The organism is Mesorhizobium waimense, assembly GCF_003601975.1.
GTDB lineage: Bacteria > Pseudomonadota > Alphaproteobacteria > Rhizobiales > Rhizobiaceae > Mesorhizobium > Mesorhizobium waimense.
The window spans coordinates 26,871-50,329 of sequence record NZ_QZWZ01000042.1 but is presented as its reverse complement, the minus strand read 5'-3'; the positions used below and the strand labels follow the sequence as shown (position 1 = coordinate 50,329).

At 61.0% G+C, this 23,459-nt stretch carries 22 protein-coding genes; 17 read left to right on the top strand and 5 right to left on the bottom strand.

The genetic code is table 11. The features are described 5' to 3' along the window. The first annotated feature begins 115 nt into the window (after window positions 1-115). Genes D3227_RS32080 through D3227_RS32060 form a run of 5 tightly spaced genes read left to right on the top strand, consistent with a single transcriptional unit; the run spans window position 116 to window position 4,877 of the window. Window positions 116-400 carry a hypothetical protein gene (locus tag D3227_RS32080; RefSeq protein ID WP_120018190.1) on the top strand — a complete coding sequence of 95 codons (285 nt, stop codon included), beginning with the start codon at window positions 116-118 and terminating at the stop codon, window positions 398-400. A gap of 21 nt (window positions 401-421) precedes the next feature. Next, entirely contained in the window at window positions 422-1,378 is a 957-nt protein-coding gene (locus D3227_RS32075) for an alpha/beta fold hydrolase (RefSeq protein WP_120018189.1), read from the top strand. Window positions 1,379-1,401: 23 nt separating this feature from the next. Continuing rightward, a complete protein-coding gene (locus D3227_RS32070; protein ID WP_245451968.1) occupies window positions 1,402-2,778 on the top strand; it encodes an ABC transporter permease subunit in 1,377 nt (458 codons plus the stop codon). Further along, window positions 2,775-4,178 (top strand): ABC transporter permease, encoded by a 1,404-nt coding sequence (locus D3227_RS32065; RefSeq protein ID WP_120018188.1) that lies wholly within the window; start codon window positions 2,775-2,777, stop codon window positions 4,176-4,178. Before D3227_RS32070 ends, D3227_RS32065 begins: the two co-directional genes overlap by 4 nt. A 9-nt stretch (window positions 4,179-4,187) precedes the next feature. Further along, the gene (locus D3227_RS32060) at window positions 4,188-4,877 is read left to right on the top strand and encodes a bacteriorhodopsin (protein ID WP_120018187.1); all 690 of its coding nucleotides are present in this window, start codon (window positions 4,188-4,190) and stop codon (window positions 4,875-4,877) included. A gap of 153 nt (window positions 4,878-5,030) precedes the next feature. Here the strand turns inward: D3227_RS32060 and D3227_RS41920 are convergent, their stop codons facing one another. Continuing rightward, window positions 5,031-5,177, bottom strand: a complete 147-nt coding sequence (locus tag D3227_RS41920) for a hypothetical protein (RefSeq protein WP_167480942.1) — start codon at window positions 5,175-5,177, stop codon at window positions 5,031-5,033. Between D3227_RS41920 and D3227_RS32055 the strand changes: the two genes are divergently transcribed. The 11 genes from D3227_RS32055 (at window position 5,109) to D3227_RS32005 (ending at window position 18,459) form a co-directional block, all read left to right on the top strand. After that, a complete protein-coding gene (locus D3227_RS32055) occupies window positions 5,109-7,133 on the top strand; it encodes a flotillin family protein (protein ID WP_342634027.1) in 2,025 nt (674 codons plus the stop codon). The genes D3227_RS41920 and D3227_RS32055 overlap by 69 nt on opposite strands. A gap of 28 nt (window positions 7,134-7,161) precedes the next feature. Beyond that, the gene (locus D3227_RS32050) at window positions 7,162-7,608 is read left to right on the top strand and encodes a hypothetical protein (RefSeq protein WP_095090196.1); all 447 of its coding nucleotides are present in this window, start codon (window positions 7,162-7,164) and stop codon (window positions 7,606-7,608) included. After that, window positions 7,605-9,482 (top strand): hypothetical protein, encoded by a 1,878-nt coding sequence (locus tag D3227_RS32045; protein WP_120018185.1) that lies wholly within the window; start codon window positions 7,605-7,607, stop codon window positions 9,480-9,482. Before D3227_RS32050 ends, D3227_RS32045 begins: the two co-directional genes overlap by 4 nt. Before the next feature lie 12 nt (window positions 9,483-9,494). Further along, complete coding sequence (locus tag D3227_RS32040) at window positions 9,495-10,445, top strand: LysR family transcriptional regulator (protein ID WP_120018184.1); 951 nt, start codon at window positions 9,495-9,497, stop codon at window positions 10,443-10,445. Between the two features lie 77 nt (window positions 10,446-10,522). After that, window positions 10,523-11,485 (top strand): LysR family transcriptional regulator, encoded by a 963-nt coding sequence (locus tag D3227_RS32035; protein WP_095090188.1) that lies wholly within the window; start codon window positions 10,523-10,525, stop codon window positions 11,483-11,485. Window positions 11,486-11,605: 120 nt separating this feature from the next. Further along, window positions 11,606-12,772, top strand: a complete 1,167-nt coding sequence (locus tag D3227_RS32030; RefSeq protein ID WP_120018198.1) for a CaiB/BaiF CoA transferase family protein — start codon at window positions 11,606-11,608, stop codon at window positions 12,770-12,772. Beyond that, the gene (locus tag D3227_RS32025; RefSeq protein ID WP_120018183.1) at window positions 12,769-14,103 is read left to right on the top strand and encodes an MmgE/PrpD family protein; all 1,335 of its coding nucleotides are present in this window, start codon (window positions 12,769-12,771) and stop codon (window positions 14,101-14,103) included. The genes D3227_RS32030 and D3227_RS32025 overlap by 4 nt, the downstream gene beginning before the upstream one ends. Continuing rightward, entirely contained in the window at window positions 14,103-15,260 is a 1,158-nt protein-coding gene (locus tag D3227_RS32020; RefSeq protein WP_120018182.1) for an acyl-CoA dehydrogenase family protein, read from the top strand. The genes D3227_RS32025 and D3227_RS32020 overlap by 1 nt, the downstream gene beginning before the upstream one ends. A gap of 12 nt (window positions 15,261-15,272) precedes the next feature. After that, entirely contained in the window at window positions 15,273-16,133 is an 861-nt protein-coding gene (locus D3227_RS32015) for an HTD2 family dehydratase (protein WP_120018181.1), read from the top strand. Beyond that, window positions 16,133-16,969, top strand: coding sequence for an HpcH/HpaI aldolase/citrate lyase family protein (locus D3227_RS32010; protein ID WP_095090175.1), 837 nt, complete (start codon window positions 16,133-16,135; stop codon window positions 16,967-16,969). The genes D3227_RS32015 and D3227_RS32010 overlap by 1 nt, the downstream gene beginning before the upstream one ends. Window positions 16,970-16,971: 2 nt before the next feature. After that, entirely contained in the window at window positions 16,972-18,459 is a 1,488-nt protein-coding gene (locus D3227_RS32005; protein ID WP_120018180.1) for an NAD-dependent succinate-semialdehyde dehydrogenase, read from the top strand. 326 nt (window positions 18,460-18,785) lie between these two features. Here D3227_RS32005 and D3227_RS32000 read toward each other — a convergent pair whose 3' ends face one another. Together D3227_RS32000 and D3227_RS31995 are read right to left on the bottom strand one after the other, a co-directional pair. Further along, on the bottom strand, window positions 18,786-19,100 hold the full coding sequence (locus tag D3227_RS32000; protein WP_208646515.1) for a type II toxin-antitoxin system YafQ family toxin: 315 nt from the start codon (window positions 19,098-19,100) through the stop codon (window positions 18,786-18,788). 18 nt (window positions 19,101-19,118) lie between these two features. Next, a complete protein-coding gene (locus D3227_RS31995) occupies window positions 19,119-19,391 on the bottom strand; it encodes a type II toxin-antitoxin system RelB/DinJ family antitoxin (RefSeq protein ID WP_208646511.1) in 273 nt (90 codons plus the stop codon). A gap of 284 nt (window positions 19,392-19,675) precedes the next feature. On the opposite strand from D3227_RS31995, the gene D3227_RS42310 reads away from it, so the two are divergent. Further along, the gene (locus D3227_RS42310) at window positions 19,676-20,104 is read left to right on the top strand and encodes a hypothetical protein (protein WP_208646509.1); all 429 of its coding nucleotides are present in this window, start codon (window positions 19,676-19,678) and stop codon (window positions 20,102-20,104) included. A 281-nt stretch (window positions 20,105-20,385) separates the two neighbouring features. Here the strand turns inward: D3227_RS42310 and D3227_RS31985 are convergent, their stop codons facing one another. Both D3227_RS31985 and D3227_RS31980 read right to left on the bottom strand, forming a co-directional pair. Beyond that, the gene (locus tag D3227_RS31985; protein WP_342634026.1) at window positions 20,386-20,658 is read right to left on the bottom strand and encodes a PAAR domain-containing protein; all 273 of its coding nucleotides are present in this window, start codon (window positions 20,656-20,658) and stop codon (window positions 20,386-20,388) included. 372 nt (window positions 20,659-21,030) lie between these two features. Continuing rightward, complete coding sequence (locus D3227_RS31980) at window positions 21,031-22,791, bottom strand: hypothetical protein (protein WP_120018177.1); 1,761 nt, start codon at window positions 22,789-22,791, stop codon at window positions 21,031-21,033. Window positions 22,792-23,459 lie beyond the last annotated feature (668 nt).

The window sequence follows — 23,459 nt, the reverse complement described above, 5'->3', positions numbered from 1 at the left end:
GGGCAGGCGCAGCCCGATGCCAATTACCAGAGGATCGTCAGCAAGATCGGCAAGGCTCCCCCGCAGTACCCGGACATCGACGACGAGTGACGACGCACCGTGCCGCATCGAAAGGGTGGGTAATTACGACACGGAGTATCTCGTCGACGTCCGGGGCGGCAAGATCCAGAAGATTGCGCAAGGCCTCACTCCGAATGACATGGGAGTCGAATTTTGGCTCAAGGCGCCGAGCAGCGCCTGGTCGAAATTTGCCCAGGAAATCCCACCGCCGATGTTCAACGACATCTGGGCGATGGCGCATCCGCTGCATAAGCAGCTGATTATCGAGGGCAATTCGCTCCCCTTCTGGCAAAATCTGCGGGCGCTGACGCGCATGCTCTCGCTGATGCGACAAGTTTAACGGCAGCGCAGGAGAGTTGTCATGAATACACACGATCCAATCGTTGGGCGCTACGTCTACGTCCAGTGCGAAGGCAAGACGTACCGCACCTATTACGAGGAACACGGCGAGGGCATTCCGATGGTCTGCCTGCACACGGCAGGCACGGACGGGCGCCAGTATCGGCACCAGTTGTGCGACCCGGACATCAGCCTGAATTTCCGCGTTATCGCTTTCGACATGCCCTGGCACGGCAAGTCGATCCCGCCTGCAGACTTTCACCTAATGGAAGACGAGTACAAACTCACAACCAAATTTTACTGTGAGTTCATCGTGGCGTTCTGTCGGGCCCTCGAACTGCGCAAGCCGGTCCTCATGGGCCAGTCGATGGGCGGCAACATCTGCCTGGCGCTGGCATTGCGCTATGAGAGCGAGTTTTCGGCCTTTATCGCCCTCGAGGCCTGCGACTATTCCCCGGGATGGTGGATCGATCCGCTGCATCACCCCCATATCCATGGTGGCGAGGTCGTGGCGACCTCTGTATTCGGTCTGATGGCCACGCAGTCTCCCGACGACTACCGGTGGGAGACCTGGTGGTACTACGCGCAGGGGGGGCCCGGCATCTTCAAGGGCGACCTCTATTTTTACAGCGTCGATTCGGATTTCCGCGACCAGTGCCAGAAGATCTCCGGGAAGGTGCCGATCTACTTCCTGACTGGCGAGTACGATTTCGCCTGTACACCGGAAATGACCCAGCGCACCGCCGAAAAAGTGAAGAATTCGGAATGCATCATCTTCGGCGGTGGCCACTTCCCGACATCGGAAGATCCGGCGAAGTTCAAGGAAGTCATCACCCCCGTGCTGAAGAAAATCCTCAGCGCGGATCCGGAACGGCGCGGCCAGGGAGGCAATGCCCTGGGGGGGCGGAGCATTTCCGAAAGCCGGTCGTCGTCTCGCAGCGAGCGGCCCAACGACGGCCGGAAGGTCATTGAGTTCTAGGTTGCACTAGCAACGAAAGACAAATGTTGATGTCGCAGTCCAGGGGTTCCCAAAACACCTATCTGTTGGTCCCGATCCTGCTGATCGCGCTGCTCCTGAGCGCTGCGGTCATCAGGGGGCCGAACCTTGTGTGCTTGTCGGGGTTCGGTAGCGCGATCATCGTGTCGGCGCCCCTGATCCTGGCGACATTCTCACTCATGGCCCTGGCTGTGGCGGGACGTGGGACAGTCGACCTTGCGGTCGGACCCTTGCTCGCCTTCATCAACGTCACGATCGTCAAGCTCAATGGCCTTGGCATCGTCACGGGTCCCTTTGGCGTCTTTCTGGTCGCCCTGGGGATTGGCGTTCTCTATCAGCTCTTCTTTGCCCTCATCATCATTTTCGTGCGCGTCCAGCCGATCATTGTAGCGCTCAGTGGCTTTCTGGCCCTGACCGGGATCAACCTCGTCATCCTCCCAAGACCTGGCGGCACCGCACCGGACTGGATGTCGTCCTGGGGCCTCGGCAACACGATCTTTTCACCGATCTTGCTGATCGTGCTGCTGGCTATCGCGGCCTGGCTGCTGTTCACCACGACGTCGTTTTACGCGAATTTGCGTTTGATGGGCTACGATGAGCGTGCGGCTTATACGAGCGGCGTCCGCATCAATGTGGTGCGGATCGGTGCCCACATCATCGCCGGGCTCTTCGTTGGCCTGGGAGCGATCTGCTATACCGCCCTGATCTCGTCCGGTGATCCGACACAGGGCACTACCATGACGTTGACGGCAGTGACCGCCCTGGTGCTGGGCGGGGTCAGCCTGTCCGGTGGACGCGGTGGCGTGGCAGGCGGGCTGCTGGGCGCGCTCAACCTCTTTCTTATCGGCTATGTTCTTGCCACGTTCAATTTCGGTTCCACGCAAGCCTTTGTGACGCAGCTTTTCTACGGGCTGATCCTCGTTCTGTCGCTTTTGCTGACCCTTCTGGTCCCCATCATCGGGCGATACCTCCACTTCATTTCACCCTTTGCGGCCTTCGCGGTCCTGGGCTGCGTGGTCGTCGGGATCATGCTGTACATCAGCACCCGCGATACCTATGGCGTGGCCGTCGCCGGCGAGGCCTTCAAGTCCAATCCGGACGTGATGACCCGCTATCTGCTGCTGCCCGTACAGTCGGGAAGCGGGCCGGCTCTGCCCGATCTCACGCCGCTGCAAAAGATCGTCTTCGGCTTCGCCGTCATCTTGGCCGTGCTGACGTTCACTGTCCGCGTCATCGTAGCTGAAGCGGTTTCCGTGCGCCTTGGCGCCTTCATCTATGTTTTCGTCTCGGCACTCATCCTGCTCCTCTTCCTGGTCGTCGGCCAGCAAAGCCACGCGGCCGGAATTCTGGCGACAGGACAATCGTTGGGGATCGGGCCATGAGTCAGACTTTCGGCGACGGCGGCCGCAATGGCGGTCTCTTCATCCCCCATTCGCGCGCCTTGGTGTGGCTTAACCTCGCCGTCACGTTCGTGGTGGCGGCGATCAGCTTCAGCCTGGGTTTTTGGCAGGGGCTCAGCGCCCAGATCGTCATCCTCTACACCATCGTTCTGGCCGCCGTGCTGTTCTGGCTGATCAACTACGTCGCCGTCATCTTCGAGTCCCGATCTTCGTCTCTTGAAACCGACACTGCAGCCCCGGCTGGCGCCGGTGGCGTCTGGGCCGGCAACCGAGTTCTGATCATCACCATGGCGGTGATGTTGATCGTGTATCTGCTGATCACGGCCACGGTCCCGTCCTTCAGATCCCTTGGCAACCTGATAGCCTTCCTGCTGCTGGAAGCGATCCTGGTCTTTGCGTTCAAGGTCGGTAACCGTTTCGCCCATGGCCGCAGCGCCTTTATTGGACTGATTGTGCTGCTGGCGCTGATTGTGATCAGTTCCTTTACGATCAAAGGGTTCCTCTCCGCAGCCAACATCAAAGCAATTTTGCTGTTTGCAGCCTTCCTGGGCATTGCCTGCGTCGGGCAAACGCTGGTGGCGTTGCTCGGCGGCTTGGACCTCTCGATCCCGTTTGTTATCGGCGCGTCCAACATAGGGCTTTTGTTCCTGATCAGTCTTGGCGTACCGCCCTGGCTCGCGGTGGTGTTCGTTCTGATCATCGGCGGTGCCCTGGGTTTCTTGAACGGCGTTCTGTCCTACCGCCTGCAAGGTCAGGCGTTGATCCTCACCCTCGGAATGGGATTTGCAATCGCTGGGCTTGTCCAGATTCTGACCAGCATTGGATCGTCCTTTGGCGGCAACGTCTTTGGGACCGTTCCGAAATGGCTGCAAAATCTCGCCGCCATGAACGGTCGTACCTTCGGTCTGGCTGTCCCGCCAACGATCCTGTTGTGGATTGTCATCGCGGTCATAGTCATCGTTGGCCTGCGTTATTCCGCCTTCGGCCGCTACATCTACGCCCTGGGCGGCAATCGCCGCTCGGCCAAGCTGATCGGCGTCTCCGAGTTCAAATACTGGACACTCGCCTACACCATCAGCGGCTTTTCCGCGGCGTTGACCGGGGCGCTCCTGCTCGGTTGGAGCGGGGGTGGCTTCATCGGGGTCGGCGACCAGTATCTTTTCACAACCCTGGCCGCAGTCGTGATCGGCGGGACGTCGCTCATGGGCGGATATGGCGGCTATGGCTACACCGTGATCGGGGTTCTCGTCCTGCAAGTCCTGAGCGCCTTCCTGATTGGCATCGGGCTCAAATACGAATGGCAACAATTCATTTTCGGTCTTCTGATCCTGCCGATGGTCGCGCTCTACGGCCGCGCCCCTCACATCAGAGCCCAGGTCTAGGGAAAGCCCATGTTTGGAACACTCTTTCAGTCCAGCGCCGTGGTCAGCACCGCGCTCAGCGTTGCAACGCTTGCCATGTTTGCCACAGCTGCCCTGGCAATGCTGGGCCTGACATGGACGTCAGAGCGCTGGCGGGTTCCCCTGGCGCTGTCAGCCGTTGCGCTCCTGGTGTCGGGCCTTGAATACTATGCTGCCTCCAACATCTGGCTGGCGGGCCAGCAGCTCAGCGCCGCCTCACGCTACGTCGCGTGGTTCGTGGTCCAGCCGATGCAGGTCGCATCGGTGTTTTTCTTTACCTGCATTGCAGGGAAAGTGCCCGTGGGCGTGTTCTGGCGGACACTGGCCGCGGCAATCCTGATGGTGCTTGCTCGCTACCTCGGTGATGCACGGCTTTTCAACCCAACCCTTGGCGTGCTGCTGTCGATCGCGTTCTGGCTTTATATCCTGGGCGAATTGTATTTCGGCGCCATGGCAGATGCCGTTGGCAAGTCGACGCGGCCCATCCGGCTCGGTTATTTCTGGATCAGGCTGATCATGACCATCGGTTGGGCGATTTACCCGATCCTGCATTTCGTGGATGTCGTTATCGGCACGGGGCACGTGGCACCGATCATTGTGCTCTACACCGTTGCTGACCTTATCAATCTCATCGCTGTCTCAATGATCGTCCTCGCCGTCGCCGGCGAGGAGCGTTTCTGAAGGCTGTCAATCTTTCGCGCCAACCTGCTCGGCGCCCGCGGTTAAGTGGAGGATCTTCCCATGAATGGCTCTGATGTGATCGCAGTCGTTATTCTCATAACGATCATCATCGCGATCGGTGTCTATCTGCTGCACTGGCTTTACAGACACTCGTCAAAAGACCAGTCCTTCGTCCGAACCGGCCTCGGCGGCGAGCGGGTGGTCATGGGCGGTGGTGCGCTGATCATCCCGATTGTCCACGACATCACGCGCGTCAACATGAACGCGATCCCGGTGGAGATCCGGAGGCTCGGCGAGCAATCCCTGATCACCAGGAACAAAATGCGCATCGACATCATCGCCGAGTTCTTCGTGCGGGTGGTGCCGACGGAAGCCGGGGTGTCGACTGCGGCCCGCACCCTCGGTGACCGCACCCAGAACCCTGCCGCGCTGAAGGAGATCGTTCAGGGCCGGTTCATCGATGCGATGTCGGCCATCGCCTCCACGATGACCATGGATGAAATCCACACCAATCGCGGCCGCTACATGAGTGAGGCGGCCGCCCTGGCGGCGACGACCCTGGGGTCGAATGGCCTCGAGCTTGAAAATGCCTCTCTGACGAGCCTCAACCAGACCGACATCTCCGTATTTGATCCCTCCAATGCGTTCGATGCCGAAGGCCTGACGCAGCTGACCGAGCAGATCGAAGAGCGCCGCCAGCTTCGCAACCGCATCGAAAACGAATCGCGGATCGGCATCAAGCTCAAGGATTTCGAGACCGAGCAGCGGTCTCTGGAGATCGAGCGTGACCTCGAATATGCCCGCATCGAACAGACGCAAGCGATCGAAATCCGTAAAGCCGCCCAACTGGCCGAGATTGAGGCCGAGAGATCTAGTTCCACAATCAGTATTCAGAACGCCAGGATCCGCAGCGAACAAGAAGGCGAGCGGATTCGTATCGCCAAGGACCGGCTCATCGATTCCGAACGGATCAACACTCAGTCGGAGGTGCGGTCATTGGAGATCAAGAAGCAGCAAGAGACTGAAATGACCGAGATCATGTCGCGCCGTGAGCTCGAGATGCAGCGGATCCAGAACCGCCGGGAAGTTGAGGCGGAGCGGATCGACAACGAGCAGCATGTGAAGGAGTCTGAAATCCGTTCGCGTCAGGAGCTGTCGATCATCGAGACGACGTCATCGGCAGAGATCGACCAGGCCAAACTGGAGAACCAGCGGATAACCGAGTCGCACCGTATTGAAACCGATAAAACCATTGAATTGCTCGCCGTGGCGAAGTCGAAAGAGGTTCGCATCAGCAACGAACTTGCTGAGGCTGACCAGGAAAAGGCGCGCCTGAAGAAGCGCTACGATGTCGATGTCGAACGCTTGAGGGTCGACGAGGAAATCGTGCAGCTCGAGATCGAGAAAAACCAGAAGATCAAGCTCGCCGAAACCAAGGCGTTTCAGGAGATTCAGGACGCGTCGATCGCCGCCAACCGCCAGATCGACGAGTTGCGCATCGCTGCGCGGAAGTTTGTCGATAAGTTTGAGATCGAGCAGCAGAAGGAAGTCGAAATCATCGACAAGGAGCGCCTGATCGCGGTGATCAACAAGTCGATCGAGGAAGCCTACGCAAAGACCGAGGCTGCGGAAGCCCTGAAAAAACAGGTTGAACAGGAAGAGCAGGTCAACAGCGCACGCGAAGAAGAGGTGGCCGAACGCATCAAGCGGATCGAGCTCATTCAGTCCTCGTCCAGGGTCGAGCGTGACGCCCAACGCGTCGTTTCTTCGGCAAAGGCCGAGAAGGAAGCCACGGAACTCAGGGCGCTGGCGGAAATCGCCGACTCCAATGCGGCCGAGGTCCGCTATGCCAAGGACGCCGCCGGGCAGCGCATGCTCAACGAGTCTGAAAACACCCGTTCGGATGCCAGCAGACGCAGTGCCATCTACGAAAACCTCGTCAGCAATCTGCCGAGCATCATCCGCGAAACGGTCAAGCCGATGGAAAACATCGAATCGATCAAGATCCTCCAGGTCGACGGGCTGCCGGGTCTCAACAGCCCGTCCGAGATGGGTGGCGGGGGAGAGGGCGGCTCTGGCGGCGGCAACATGACAGACCGTGTGGTGAATTCCGCCATGAAGTATCGCACTCAGGTCGCCTTCGTAGACGGTCTCATGAAGGACCTGGGACTGCCGATCGAAAACCTCGGAAGCGCCGGCGGCATGTCGTTCCGGAACTTCCAGGGTCCGGATGCGCCGAAGGACAAGGACGACTGAGCGCGTACTAAACTAGCGAGAGCAACCGATGACCCCGCTCGGCAAAAACGAAGCGCTGGACCGCCACGCCTTGGTCATGGCCTGCTGGTTGGCAGCGGCCATGCCCGCCGCGATCCTGTTTGAGTATGGATTTGGCCGGGGCGGAACACCCTATATCCTTGCCGGGTTCGCGGCCATTCTGGCAGGCTTTGTCGCCCACGTGATCGTCAATGTGGTCTACGGGACGGGTTTCTCGCCCCGAGAACTGGGGCTCGGCCTGGTCATCTACGGACTCGCGCTTGTGTTGTTCGTTGTCCTGTCGCTGGTCAGCGCGTCGTTTGCCGCGCACAACTTCTTGCCGCTGAGCATCGGTTTTATCACAACGGGGGCCGTGGTCGTTTTCTACCTGATCACCCGGTACGGGGCACGGCAGGCCTTCGCAGCGTTCGACGTTATCCGGGACTTCCGCTCACGCTCGCCGGGAGACCATATATGACCCCGCTCTTGGTTTCCGTGCTCGGCATTGTCGCGGTCCTGGGCCTTTACCTTGCGACCATCAGCGGCCGTCACACCCAGCAACCCGGTGATTTCGTCGACGCGGGCCTGGCATTGCCGCCATGGGTGACCATCTTCGCCGGCGCCGGCATCACCTTGGCCAGCCTCAGCCTTCCCGATCATCTGCTTTTACTCGCCACCTTCGGCCTTCAATATAACCAGGTTGCAGTCGGTCTCATCTGTATCGCCCTTTGCGCTGCCATCACGCAGAAGCGGGTCTGGCTTGCCGCCCGGCTGACCTCGCTGCGCACGCTTGGTGACCTGCTGGGCGACTACTTCGGTAGCACGACCCTTCGCATCTATTTGCTGCTCGTGCTGTTCCTTTTCAGCATCCCCTTTGCAGCGATGTGCCTGTCTCAGGCGGGTGCCCTGGTGAGCGCCGCGACCGCCAACGACGTTCCGTCCGGTCTCGCAATCTGGTCGATCGCGTTCGTCCTGTTCCTCTGCAGCGTGATCGGAGGCTGGCGCGGGATTGCCTATCTTGTCGCCGCCCAGTCCCTGCTGGTCCTGGCCCTCATGGTATTTTTCGGCGGGTTCACGGGCTTTACGCTCGACAAATTGGCATTCGCCGTCAACGGGATTGGTACAGCCAGCGGTGTGCTGCCGGACAAGATCCCGGGCGTGATCCAGTTTAGCGCCGGCATTGGCAAGGAGCTGCCGGCCGGGGGGCTCTGGACCACCTTCGCGGGACTGACGTTCGCCCTGTCTCTGGGCGGCATCGCCATCAGTCCCGGCTTCAGCTTTCTGGGCGTGACAAGTGCGCCGCGCCGCGGCCTTGCATTTGGCCAGGTCTGGATGATCGCGGGCCTCGCGGCTGGCACCCTGATACTGATCGGGCCGGTTCTGGCCGCGGAGATTGCGGCCAGTGGCTCGCTGACAGCCTTCACGACACGACTGGCAACGCTCGATCCGATGGTGGCGGTGGGCTTTACACTCCTTCTGGTCGCGTCGAGCCAGATCGCCGTCGCATTCTTTGCCGGATCCGGTGCATCGGTGTGCACCATCGAGCTGACGTCACGATACATTATCCCGGGCATGGACCAGCGGTCGACGCGGTTTGCCGCGCGCGTGACCCTGGCGCTCGTCTACGGAGCAGTCGCTGCCGTCGCGAGCTTTGCGCCCCTCAGCGCGACAATCTTCTCATCCCTCACGCTCAGCCTGTCCATGCAGCTGCTGCCTGCGGTGCTCGGGTTGTGCTGGGTGCGTTGGATCAGCCGTAGCGGTGTTCTGGCCGGTTTGATTGTCGGAAGCCTTTGCGTGGTGTTCACCGAGAGCTTTGGGCTGGTGCTGTTCGAGCGGCTCTTCGTCGACCTGCCATGGGGTCGCTGGCCCTTGTCGGTCCATTCGGCGGGATGGGGACTTGCGACCAATTTTACGGCGTGCCTCCTTGTGTCCCTGTTTACTCGCAGCAGCGCCGAGCGGGATCGCAGGGATCGCCTCCATGACGCCTTCGAGGAGAGCCAGCCGGCGCGTAACGGGAGCCAGGCGGCCACAACGGCCAAATGGGCCCTGACACTTCTGTGGGCGTTTTTCGCGCTCGGCCCCGGTGCAATCCTCGGCAACACATTTTTCAGCGAGCCGATTTTTGCTGGCACGGTGGTGGCGTCGGGAGTGCCTTCGCTGCTGATCTGGCAGGTCCTGTTCTGGTTTGTCGGCGTATTCATCGTGTGGTGGTTGGCCTATCAAGGACGCCTGTCCGTTATCGATGAACGTCCTCGCCACAGGATCGTCCTCGTGCCGGAGGTGAACCCATTGTTCGAGCCAGTTTCGACCCCGTGGATCGCACGGCTCCTCGACCGCGTGACGGGCCGGTAACCGGGGCAGGGCATGGAAGGCATCGACCTCAGGCGTCTGCGCTATTTCATCGCGGTTTGCGAGCACGGCGGCTTCTCCCGCGCGTCCCAATCCATAGGGGTCGCCCAGCCGTCCCTGACGCGACAAATCAAGCTGCTCGAAAAGGAAGTCGGTATCTCGTTGATTAACCGAAGTGGGCGCGGTGCCGAGCCCACGGCCGAAGGACGGTTCCTCCTGGGCCAGTCGCGCCTGCACATCGATGGGCTCGATGATGCGGTCCGTGAGGTGCGCCAGCGCTCGGATAAGCTCAAAGGCGAGATCTCACTTGGCATATGCCCGACCATTGTGCCGCTGTTTCTGGAAGACATACGCAATTTTGTTCAAGCCCAGTATCAGGGTGTGACGCTGAATGTTGTCGAAGCCTACAGCGGCGACCTAGCCAGTCTCATGCGCGGCGGCCGCCTCGACGCTGCGCTCACCTATCGGCCGAGTGCGCCGGATCAGCTCGACATCGTGGATCTGTTCGCAGAGCGCCTCGTGCTGGTAACCTCTTATACCCGCGCTCAGGTCGACGCGCCGCGCCAGCTGAGTGACATCAGCCGGTTAAAGTTGATATTGCCGAGCGAAATCCATGAACTGCGGCGGATCATCGATCGGGTCTATCGCGAGCGTGGCATCGCGCTGCAGCCGGAACTCGAACTCGACTCGCTCAACGCCGTAAAAGCTGTCATTGCGGACAAAACCACCCAGTACGCAACCATTCTGCCGCACTCGAGCGTCACGCGTGAACTGGCCGGGCACGTGCTGAGCGCTTATGCGATCGCCGACAGCGCCATGGTCCGCACTATAGCCGTGGTGCGGCCCCAGGGAGGCAGCCCCCGGAAAGTGGTGCTCACCGCCTTGATTGACGAAGTCCGCCGGCAGGCGGGACGGATCAAAAGATCCATGGGCAGCGCCGACGTGGTCTTGTTGGGACAGGGATAGACGGACCGCCGGTTTTTGTCGTTCCCTCAATAACGAAATGTTATACGCTAGCCCTCCGTAGAGCGTAGGGAGGCGTTTTGGATCTTCGGCAGCTAAGATATTTTTCCAAGGTCGTCGAGAGCGGCTCGTTCTCGAAAGCCGCGACGCAGCTTCATGTAGCACAACCCGCGTTGAGCCAGCATGTCAGGCACATGGAAGAGGAGCTTGGCCTTGCCCTCCTGCATCGCGGGCCACACGGCGTCAGTGCGACCGAAGCGGGCACGCGGCTGATGGTCCATGCCAAGCGCATCCTTGCCGAGTTTGCCGAAATTAACGACAGTGTCCGGGGCGCCGCCATAGCCCCTCGCGGCGAAGTGCGTTTCGGCCTACCGGGTACAGTGAGCGAGCTTCTTGCGGCGCCGCTGATCGAGGCCGCCCGCGAGCGGTTCCCCGAGGTGCGCATCCGCATCGTTGAGGCGATGAGCGGCTACATTCTGGAATGGTTGAAGCGCGGGGAGGTTGACCTCGCGATGATTTATGCAACTTCGGATCCCCGGGGGCTCGCGGTACATCACGGCTTGTCCGAGGAAATCTGTCTCTTTGCCGGCCCGTCGATGCAGGGCCAGGCCGACTTGCAGGGCTCTTCTGTGGAGCTTCGTGACGTCGCCGGACTGCCCCTCGTTGTGCCGGGCCCCGGCCACGGCCTGCGAGAACTGATCGAAGCCGTGGCAACGTCAGTCCAGGTCGCCATCAACCCGGCGATCGAAATCGACTCCTACACCCAAATCAAGAGATTGGTGACACGTGGCATCGGTTACGGGATCCTGCCGCGGATGGCGATCAACGCTGAGGCGCAGGCCGGCTTGTTTCGGGCGTGGAGTTTCCAAAACCCGCCAATTACACGGAAAGTGTACCTGGCTTACTCGACCGAACGGGCGTTGCAGACAGCGCCCCGCGCCGTCGGGCAGCTCTCGTGGGAGATCCTTCGCCAGCTGGTCAAGGACCAGGTCTGGAGCGCCGAGCTATCCAACGAAAACCAGCGACCCAACCTCTTCGGCTAGGGTGCTGCAGGCGGGCGGCCGACTGTACCGTTTCGCTATACCTCCCATTACAAAACGCTATTTGACGGAAGGACCCCTTCCGGTGCGATGGTATCGGAAAAGCAGCATAAGGAGCGAGCCATGCCAGGCGCGCTGGAGGGAACGACCGTCATCTCGCTGGAGCAAGCCGTGGCCGCGCCTTTGGCGACGTCCCGTCTGGCCGACGCGGGCGCGCGGGTCATCAAGCTCGAGCGACCCGAGGGCGACTTCGCGCGCGGCTATGACGACTATGTTCACGGCCTCTCCAGCTATTTCATCTGGAACAACCGCGGCAAGCAATCCTGCACCGTCGATCTGAAGCAGCCGGATGATCTTGCGCTGGTCGAATCCATGCTCGCCACCGCCGACGTGTTCGTCCAGAACCTCGCACCTGGCGCAACCGACAGGTTGGGCATCGGCAGCGCCGACCTCAGGCGGCGGTTCCCCAGGCTAATCGTGTGTGACATCGGTGGCTACGCACCCGGAACACCCGACCACGAGCGGAAAGCCTACGATCTGCTGATCCAGGCGGAAGCGGGCTTGGCGGGGGTCACTGGGTCCGCAACTTCTGGCCCGACCCGGGTCGGCATATCGATCTCCGATATCGCTACGGGACAGGGGGCCTACGCCGCTATCCTCGAAGCCCTGATCATGCGCAGCCGAACCGGGGACGGGGCTCACCTGCAGCTTTCCCTTTTCGACACCCTCGCCGAATACATGAACGTGCCATATCTGGCGCGCCACTACGGTGGCAAGGAGCCGCGGCGGCTTGGGCTCGCCCACCCCTCGATCGCGCCCTACGGGCTGTTTCAGGTGAGTGACGGGGAAATCCTGATCGCCGTCCAGAACGAACGCGAATGGGTCGTCTTCTGCGACAGTGTCCTGCGCCGGCCGTCGGTTGCAACGGACCCGAGATTCGAGCGCAACGTGCTTCGCATCAAAAACCGCGAGCCGCTTGACGCATGCGTGCAGGCGATCTTGGCGACCTACACCATGTCTGCATTATGCGAATTGCTTGACAACGTCAGAATTGCCTATGGCCGTGTGTCGACCATGGCGGATCTGGCGGTGCATCGCAGTGCCACCAAAGTCCCGGTGGAGACCACCGTTGGTCAAGTCGAGCTGTTTGCGCCGCCGGTCACAGTCAATGGCAAGCGCCCCGTGCTTGGCCGGGTGCCTTCACTCGGTGAACACGACGTGGCTTTGCGGCAGGAGTTCGGCCCTCAGGATACGGTGGATCCCAAACGGATAGGAAGTGCAGCATTATGAGCTTGACCCGCGACCTGACCCGCTTGATCCGTGAAAAGCCAGTGACCGACTGCGACCTCGAATGGGCATCGCTATTCGTCCTGGATACGCTCGGCTGCGCCCTCGGCGCATTGCCAACCGAGCCCGCCCGCATGCTGAAGGTGGTCGCCCCGCCGGCGCAAACCGATACCGCCCGCAAGGCGTTCTACCTGGGCGGCCTAGCACATATCTTGGAGATGGATGACCTCCACCGGGACTCGGTGACCCATCCCGGCAGTGTCGTCATTCCTGCGGCCTGGGCGGTAGCCCACGACCACGATCTTGGCGGTGAAGCGTTTCTTCGCGCGGTTCTCGCAGGATACGAGGCCTGCTGCCGGGTCGGAACGTCCGTCGGCAAGAAGCATTACCGGGTCTGGCACAACACCTCGACCTGCGGGCCGTTCGGTGCGGCGTTTGCCGTGGCGGAGCTCCTCGGCCTCGACGACACCAGGACCGTATGGGCGCTTGGGAATGCGGGTACCCAGTCATCGGGTCTTTGGGAGTTCCTTGCCGAAGGCGCCATGAGCAAGCATCTCCACACCGCCAGGGCTGCGGAATCAGGCGTCATCGCTTCGTTCCTGGCCAAGGAAGGATTCACGGGCGCGCAGAACATCCTGGAAGGCGAGAAGGGCTTCTACGCCGGTCTGTGTCCGGACCCGATTCCGGAGGCCGTCACGGCAGGGCCTGAGCGGGCCTGGCAACTGATCAACACCTCGATCAAGCCATGGCCGTGCTGCAGACACACCCATCCGGCGATCGACGGCGCGATCGCCTTGCACAACGAGATCGCCGGGGAAGCCATCGCAAGGGTTCATGTCGGGGCTTACCGGGCGGCCCTTGACGTGTGCGACCGGCCCATTCCGGAAGATCCGTACAGTGCCAAATTCTCGCTGCAGCACACGGTGGCGATAGCGCTCGCGGACGGCCGCGTCGATCAGGCCAGCTTCGATGCTGATGCACGGCAACGGATGGTCGGCGAACGCAAGAAGGTCAGGGTCGAGCTGGCGCCGTCGATCGATGCCGCCTATCCGGAATCGTGGGGTGCCGAGGTGATCGTCGAGACGGCTTCCGGCAGACGCTTTTTCGCCGCCCGACACGACGCCAAGGGCGATCCCGATAACCCGGTGACGGCAGCCGAGCTGTCTCAGAAGGCGCGCACGCAGCTCGTCGCCGGCGGCACTTCGCAAGCCCGTGCCGACGACCTGATCGGCGCTATCCTGGGCCTTACCGACAACTGTCCGGTGCGCTCGCTGGGTCTGTTTGAAACCGCTGGGGACGCGCCTCCCCAGGTTCATGCCGCGCGGAGCGCCTGATGTTCAAGGACTTTGACAACGAGGACATCCGCGACGCCGTGCGTCGGCTCTGCGAGCGGTTTCCGGGCGAATACTGGCGCAAGCTCGATGCCGACCGCGCCTACCCCGTGGATTTCGTCAACGCGTTGACCGAGGCCGGCTACCTTGCGACGCTGATCCCCGAGGAATATGGCGGGTCGGGCTTGACGCTTTCGGCAGCGGCCGCCGTGCTCGAGGAGATTCAACGGGCGGGATGCAATGGTGCGGCTTGCCATGCGCAGATGTATGTCATGGGCACGGTGCTTCGCCACGGCAATGAATCGCAGAAGCAGTGCTATCTTCCGCAAATCGCCTCCGGAGAATTGAGGCTGCAGGCGTTCGGTGTAACCGAGCCGACCAGCGGCACCGACACCACTTCAATCCGTACCTTCGCACGGAAGAACGGCGATCACTACGTGGTCAACGGTCAGAAAATCTGGACCAGCCGGGCCGAGTACTCGGATCTCATGCTGCTGCTCGCCCGGACCACCCCGAAGGATCAGGTCGCAAAGCGCACTGACGGCCTATCTGTGTTCATTCTTGATATGCAGGAAGCACTCAAGCAGGGTCTCTCAATCCGGCCGATCCGGACGATGATGAACCATTCCACGACGGAGGTTTTTTTCGATAATGTGAAGATCCCTGCCGAAAACCTGGTCGGTGAGGAAGGCAAGGGTTTCCGGTATATCCTCTCCGGGATGAATGCCGAGCGGATCCTGATCGCCGCCGAATGTGTCGGCGACGCCAAGTGGCTGATCAACAAGGCTTCCACTTACGCATGCGACCGCAACGTCTTCGGCCGGGCCATCGGCGCCAACCAAGGCGTCCAGTTTCCCATCGCTAAGGCTTACGCGAACATGCGTGCAGCCGAACTCATGGTCCGCGAAGCCACGCGGCTCTATGAGGCCGGTCAGGACTGCGGCGCTGAAGCGAACATGGCCAAGATGCTGGCTGCTGATGCTTCCAATGAAGCCGCGAACGCCTGTATCCAGACGCATGGCGGTTTCGGATTCGCTGAAGAGTATGACGTCGAACGCAAGTTTCGCGAGACCAGGCTTTACCAGGTTGCGCCGATCTCGACGAACCTCATCCTGTCCTACCTCTCCGAGCATGTGCTCGGGATGCCACGTTCGTACTGACGGTCAAGGCCAGTGGACGCGACCGAACAGAAGCTATCGGCAGAATGGATTGGCCGTCAGAGCGAAAGCATCGATGTCGTTTCGGAGCGCCTTGTGATGAGCTTCCGCGCCATTTTCGAACCGCATCTAGCGCCGCTGCCCGCAGATGCCGCCTCGTTGGGCATCCATTGGTGCCTGTCGCCGGCAATCGCCGGCATGGACCAGTTGGGTGCTGACGGACACCCCGCCAAGAACCTGTCGTTGCCGCCTGTGCCGCTGCCGCGCCGCATGTGGGCTGGTGGTGAACTTCAGCTGCATGATCACCTTAGGGTCGGTGACAAAGTCCGCAAGGTGTCCACCATCCTGGACATAGTGCGCAAGCAAGGCCGATCCGGTGAACTATGGTTCGTCGCGGTCGGCCACGCTTATCATTCCGATCGTGGTCTCGCACTGAGTGAACGGCAGGACATCGTTTATCGGGAAGCTGCGATCTCGGGAAATGGCGTGTATCGAAACACCTCACCGGCCGAGCCCACGGCAATCCGGCCAGCAGCGCAAGTGTGGTCTGTCGTTCCTTCGTCCACGTTGCTCTTCCGCTACTCTGCGATCACCTTTAACGGTCACCGTATCCACTACGATCTGCCTTACGCGACCGAGGCTGAAGGCTATGAGGGGTTGGTTGTCCATGGCCCCTTCCAGGCAACGCTTCTCCTCAACCTCGCGGCGTCCCAAGGCGCCGGTATACCCCTGACGTTTCGCTACCGCGGGATAGCTCCGGCGATTGTAGACCGTGAACTGACCGTCAGGGTCGGCATCGATGGTCAGCGACTCTGGACGCAAGGCGGGAGCGGCGCCGTGCACATGGAAGCCGATATCGACCGGGGTGTGGCCTGATGTCTGCACAGGGTGACTTGCATTTTACGCCTGTCGCGCCTTTGTTCGTTCCGGCCGACCGGCCAGAGCGTTTTGAAAAGGCCGACCGGTCCGGAGCCGACGCGATTATTATCGATCTTGAGGACGCCGTTGCGCCCGCCGCCAAGGATGGCGCCCGGTCCAACCTTCACCATGCCCTGACATTGCGGAACCCCACCTACGTTCGGATCAACAGCCAAGACAGCAGCTGGTACACGACTGACCTTGCTGCAGTCGGGGCGCTCGGGCTTCGGCGCATCTGCCTGCCAAAAGCGGAGTCCGCGGCGATCCTCGACGCGATGGTTCGGATTTTGGGTGACGACATCGAGATCATGGCGCTGATCGAGACGGCGCGAGGGCTGCAGGCGGCGGGGGCGCTGGCCGCTCATTCGCATGTCGCGAGACTGGCCTTCGGACCCGCAGATTTTGCGCTGGACTTGGGTGTGCCCGCCTCCAATGACCTCAAAGCGCATGCCATGATGCGGCTGGCGGTGGCGAGCAGGGCCGCCGGCATGCCCCTGCCGTTGGATGGCCCATCCTTCGAGGTCACGGACACCGCCAGACTGGCCACAGAATGCCAGCAGGCCTTAGATCATGGGGCCGGCGGGAAGCTTTGCATACACCCTGCCCAGACTTCCCATGTCATCTCGGCTTTCCAGCCGAGTGAACAGCAACTGCGCTGGGCGCAGCGCGTCGTCGACGCGGCCCGGGACGGCGCAGCGCGCCTTGTCGACGGCAAGATGATCGACGCTCCCATTATCGCCCAGGCCCGGGCACTTCTCGCGCGGGGCCGTTCGCAACTCAGTGAAGGTGTCTAACCATGGCCGTATCAGCGACACTCCTCAACAAGATCAAGGACAAGGATCTGATCCGGGAAGCGGGATTGATCGGCAAGGAGTGGCTCGGCCAATCCCGATCCGGACAAACCTTCGAGGTCACCAACCCTTCGACCAGCGAAGTGCTGGCCAGGCTGCCTGATTTTACCCGAGCCGACATCGCCAATGCGATCGATGTGGCCTACGTCGTCCAGAAGGAGTGGGCTGCCCGTACCGGCAAGGAGCGCGCTGCAGTCATTCGGCGCTGGTATGATCTGACGATCGCCAATCTTGATGACCTGGCGACGATCCTGACCGCTGAAATGGGGAAGCCGTTCGCCGAGTCCAAGGGCGAGATCCTCTATGGCGCGTCCTACCTCGAGTGGTTTGGCGAAGAGGCCAAGCGCATCTATGGCGACACAATCCCCGGACATGCCCGTGACAAGCGGATCGTCGTGATCAAGCAACCTGTCGGGGTCGTCGGCGCCGTTACGCCCTGGAATTTTCCCTCGGCGATGGTGGCGCGCAAGATCGCTCCGGCGCTGGCGGTAGGCTGCTCGATCGTCTTCAAACCGGCGGCCCTGACGCCACTCTCCGCCCTGGCCCTCGCCGTACTTGCGGACAGGGCAGGGGTGCCGGCCGGGCTGCTGAGCGTTGTCCCGATCACGAAGAGCTCGGACTTCGGCGATGAGGTTTGCGAAAACGAGAAGGTTCGCAAACTCACGTTCACCGGGTCAACCGAAGTCGGCCGCACCCTCATGGCGCAAGCCTCCGCGCAAGTCATGAAGCTCAGCATGGAACTGGGCGGCAACGCACCGTTCATCGTCTTCGACGACGCCGATGTCGATGCGGCCGTCGAAGGAGCCATCGTCTCCAAGTTCCGCAATGCTGGCCAGACCTGTGTCTGCGCCAATCGCCTTTACGTGCAGAGCGGTATCTACGAAGAGTTCGCCGACAAGCTCGCGCATCGCGTCAAAGCCTTCAAAGTTGGTGACGGCTTTGCGGAAGGCACCGAGATCGGCCCCCTGGTCGATGACCGCGCCGTGGCCAAGGTCAGGCGTCACATTGAGAATGCAGTCTCTCAGGGCGCCAGCATTGTGGCGGGTGGGCCAGACCACCCTCTTGGCGGCAATTTCATCTGGCCGACTGTCCTGACCGGGGTAACCTCCAAGATGGCGGTCGCCCGCGAAGAAACTTTCGGGCCGTTGGCGCCCTTGTTCCGCTTCGATGCGGTCAATGACGTCATTGAGATGGCAAATGACACCGAATTCGGGCTTGCGGCCTATTTCTACGCCCAGGACATGAGCCGTGTGTGGGCCGTCGCGGAGGCCTTGGAGTATGGCATGGTTGGCATCAACACCGGGCTCATTTCGACTGAGGTCGCGCCGTTCGGGGGTATCAAGCAGTCAGGATTTGGCCGGGAAGGTTCGAAATACGGCGTCGATGATTACCTGGACCTGAAATATTTGTGTTTTGGGGGGCTCACGAGCTAAGGCGCAACGCAAGCCTTCTCCACTCGTGGGCGAGCGTTCGGCCGTCGGAAACCGCTTACAGTTAACTGACAAAAATAGACCGGAACGGCGGGATGCATACCACCTTGAGCGCGTCGAAGAGGATGGGACTACCGCGGCGATTGCGGTTTTCTATTCGGCGCGGGAAGCGGTAACCATTATCCCCGAGCCTGGACGAGAACTACCGCTTGTGCTCGTGACAAGCAGATATGCGGCATTGGATAGCAAAAGCCCCCAATCTCCCTTGGGCGGCTCTGCCCTTTTTTGCGGTATACAAATCGCGATGTCGGGCGCGCCAGCGCCGCGCCTTATCTTCCAAACAGCTCTGAATGTGAGCCAAGCCTGACAAATTCGACGAAGTCGTCATCGGCAGTATAGACGAGGAGAAAGTCACCACCGATATGTGCTTCCCTCGCCCCTTTCCACTCTCTACCTGAGAGCTCGTGGTCGGCCCACTCAGCGCCGAGCGGCCTTTTCAGAATGATCAGCGTCATCAATTCGATTGCGCGACTCATATCCATTTTCCCGGCCTTATTGTATCGGTTCCAGTCCTTTCGAAATTGTCTGGTGTATTCCGATGCTCTTGGAAGGGAGGTGCGTCTGACGTCGCTCGGTTTCTTCAAGCTGCTTGCTCGCTGAATTTACTTCTTGCCGTTCAGCTCGGCGAAAAGCTCATCCGGTGTCGTAAAGCGAGCCTTACGGGCCTTCCTGATCTCACGAGCCTCCGTCAGGGCGGCGCGGGTTGTTTCGTTGGGAACCTTGAGCTCGAGAGGAAAGCTTTGGCTCGCCACAACTCGATGAAGAAACACCCGAACGGCATCCGAAAGCGAAAGACCGAACGACCCAAGAACCAAGGAAGCCTCTTCACGAATGTCATCTTCGACCCGAACATGAATCATTTTAGTGGCAGCCATATCAAGACTCCTTATAACGAACAACTCGCCGGTGGCCCACTCACATCGAATGGCGATATGACCCCCTATATGTGTCTCAATTGCGATACAGTCAAGGGCTATTGAAGTTCGTGGCGACTCCTGCGCCTACCGGAGTGAAAGGCGGCAATCCAGGCTGCGACTGCCCAAAGATGTCTGCGGCCGTCGACGGCACCTGCGTGCGGACGCGGCACCTTCAGGAGATCGAGCATGAATGACATATGGTTGGCGATGTAGCCAGCACTCGGGTTGGTTAGCTCCAGCCTTTGATCGCAAACCATGAAGCGCAATCGGCCTCAAAAGTCCCGTGCGACCTCCATCAGGATTTCGGCCCCTGTTTGGTGGCGTTTGCTGCCGATGTTATGGAATGGATCTGCCAGCTTACCGGGGCGCAGACGTCCGACGTTGTTAACCCAGCGACGCCAGACGACACGGATCATGCCGTCTCAAGCACGTCGGTCCATCCCGGCAAACTGCGTCCCGACGCGATCGAGGAAGAGGACGTCGGCGACGGCACCGTGCCAACGTGGAGCGGCTTCACGTCCTCTCTGCAACGGCAGTTCGTGGGTGGCGAGCACGGGACCATTTATGTACGCACTCCACTAAAGTATCGTCGGCGCTTGCGTGCCCTCGTTGCGCGGCCGCCACGTCTGCCGGTGCTGAATGCGGGAGGCTACAGCCTTCAAGCTGTTTGAATATTCCAGATCGTTTAATTTCAGCTCACAGGAGTAGACCACCGTCTGGCGCATCGCAACGATCACCGTGGTCCTCGCAGTCGTGCTCGGCCTCGGCCGCCCGCATCCTGAGTTGTTGCCCGCTCCGCCGCAGCATTGGTCGCAAATACGCCCGGGGTATTTCTTCAAGCTCTCGCTTCATCGCCTCCGGCATCGGCACGAGCGGCGGCGTGGCGTTGCCCTGTACGCGCTGCCGCGGCGTCTCGAAGTTCGAGTCGGCGCGAGCGCGTTAGCCGGCGATGTTACTCGAACGTTATCCACGGCACGCCTTGAACCAAGCGCCCACCGTGTGAACAGGAATCTCCCATCCGCGCAATCCTTTTGCCGTTGATCCGCGCGATTGAAGAGCCTTCCTTAATTCTGTCGGAGGTTGTCGGCGCGCCGGAACATAGGCATTTGTCGCTCACGGTGGCGATTGGAACGCCCTCCACGCAGACAAAATTCTGACCGGTCAAGATCACTGGGCCGCCGATATGCGGCCGTGGTCCAGGCTCGACCAGGGGGCAGATATGCATGTGGCCTTTGAGGCTAACAAGTTGTCCAACCATGTCCATCTTCTCAGTCCCGTCCCATTATGCTCCCAGAAAGTTGATCGAGATCCACAGGAGCCATCCGGCGATTTCAAGATGAGCTGATGGCACGACGACCGTTCTCGACTTCGACGGAGCCCGGACGCCGCGGGCTAGGGCATGACCCATTCGACCAGACATTTCCGAGCTGTTCAGGACGCGGATGATCGACGCGAGAACACCACGAGGCATGTTCGCCAACAGCGGTGACATGATCAACCATTCGTGGTCCCTGATTTCGTACCGGCAACGCGGCCGGAGGCCGCCCGATTGCAAGACTTGAATTACCCTGGGCGGAAAAACCCCAAGTGAATGGGTTTAGTTCCTAGGACACAGGGCTGCCAGGGCGGCAGCCCGAGCCCACGGATGGACAAGACCTTCAGCAATAGCAGCGAGACGCTGCTGTAGCGCGGGCGGAAACGCTCCCACGCTTGCTCCAAGGACCCGCGCGGCCGCGACACGGTTGTCCGGGTCGTTAAGACTCTCGGCGAAGGTGACCAGGCGCTCCTGTAGCTCGGGCGGAAGCAATCCCGCGCTCTCTCCGAGGCTTAGCAGCGCAGTGACACGATCGTGTGGGTCGTTGAGATTCTCGGCGAGCACGACGAGGCGCTCCTGTAGCTCGGGCGTAAAACGTCCAAAGCCCTTTCTCAAGATCCACATGGCCTGGTTGAGATCTCCAGGTTGGGCGAGCCCCTCGGCGAGCACGACGATGCGCTCTTGTAACGCCGGCGCAAACCGGCCTACGCCCCATCTGAAGCCCCATAGGGCTAAGACGCGTTGATGAGGCTGGGTGAGCCCCTCGACGAGCACGACGAGGCGCTCCTGTAGCTCGGGCACAAGCTTTCCCACGGCTGACTCCAGGGCTGCGAGGGCCGAGAAGTGATCTTCGAGGTCAGGGCTCACGACGAGGTCGACGAGGCGCTGCTGGAGCGTGGGCGCAAGTCCTTCGACGCCCACTGCGAGGCCCCGCAGAGCTGTGACGCGATGCTCGTACTGGGCGAGCCCCTCGGCGAGCACGACGAGGCGCTGCTGTAGTGCGGCCGCAAGCTCTCCTAGGTTCCGTCCGATGCCCTCCAGGGCTTGAGCGCGATGCTCGGGATCGACAAACGCCTCGGCGAGCACGACGAGGCGCTGCTGTAGTTCCGGCGCAAACTCTCCTGCGGCCAGTCCGATGCGCTGCAGGGCTTCAGCGCTATGCACGGGATCGACAAGCCCTGCTGCGAGGTCGACCACACGCTGCTGGAGCGCGGGTACAAACTCTCCCACGCTTATCCCGAGCGCTCGAAGCACCGAGACGCGGTCTTCCGGGTTGAGCTCCTCGGCGAGATCGACGACACGCTGCTGGAGCGCCGGCACAAGCCCTCCCACACCCATTGCGAGACAAACGAGGGCAGAGACGCGATACTGGGGATCGTCAACCCCCTCGGCGAGTTCGACGAGACGCTGCTGGAGCATGGGCGTAAACTCACCCACGGCCAGCCCGAGGTCCTCCAAGGCCAAGAAGCGATATTCGGGGTCAAGCGCCTCGGCAAGATCAATGAGACGCTGCTGGAGCGCGGGCGCGAGCCCTCCCACCCCCCGTCTGAGCGCTTCCAGGGCTTGGAAGCAGTGCTCTTCGTCGTCAAGTCCTTCGGCGACCTCGACGAGGCGCTGCTGAAGCGTGGGCGCGAGCCCTCCCAGCCTCCCGCCGAGGGCTCGCAGGGCAAAGACGCGGTGCTCGGGGTCGTTATGTCCTTCGGCGATGGCAACGAGCTGCTCCTGCTGCACGCTGGTCAGGCAATTGAAATTGGATGCGAGAGATTCCAACACGCCGGGAACACCTAGTGCGACAAAGGGATTCGCGACTCCTGGCTGCGGGACCATTAACCTGTTCCAGACGGCCTGAACCCGGATCGCCATCTGGCGCCTTTGTTCCAACGCCGCGGACATTTGGACAGCAGCACGCAGCTCGCCGTCTGTCTGCGACACCGCCAGCAGATCGATCGGGCTGAGCCTTTCCGCAATCGCGCCGAGTAACTCCGGGAGCAGCCCCGTTATTCCTGTTACCTGTTGGAGCCAGTGGTCCAGTTGTGGCATCATTTCGCTTGGTGTCCTCACTCACAACTTCGAGCCTTTGGTCCGGAGCACTTGGCATCAGCGCGACTTGATCTCGCGGGCCAGTTCGTCCTGAGCTGGGCCCAAACGCCAGCTCCACATGGCCGTCGCCGGTCGGGCGCGCCTCGTTGAGCGTTGGCTACGCGGCTTTCAACTCCTTGCCCATCGCCTCACCAGCCGCTCCTGCCGGGCCGACTACTGTCCCCAACTCTCCCTGTCTCCTGGCCGGCAAAACGGCATTTCTTTGTTTAGCTGCGATGTGCTGAAGCGTCCCATATAAAACGGATATGCCATCATGCGCGTTCGAGAGCATTCAGCAACGCCGGATCCAGCGGGTGGTGCAAGCCCTGCGGCGCGGCGGTAGTGGGGTCAGTTTGAAACTCCGTCCCAATCACAATAGGCGCTTTCGCCTATGCGCCGTCTGGAAATAGGCGGAAACGAAGGCCATCTTCAAGCTATGACCGATAAGCATCCAAAGCGCCCGCGCGACGCAAACCAATTGGCGGCGAGGCGCCGGCTGAAGAAGATCTCAAGAACAAGGCCGCTGTGGAGCTGGGGCGGCGCTGTGGCAAGATTGGCGGCCGCGTGCGGGCTGACCGCATGTCGGCAGAACAAAGGGCCGAAGCAGCGACGCGATTAGCTGCATCCGCCCG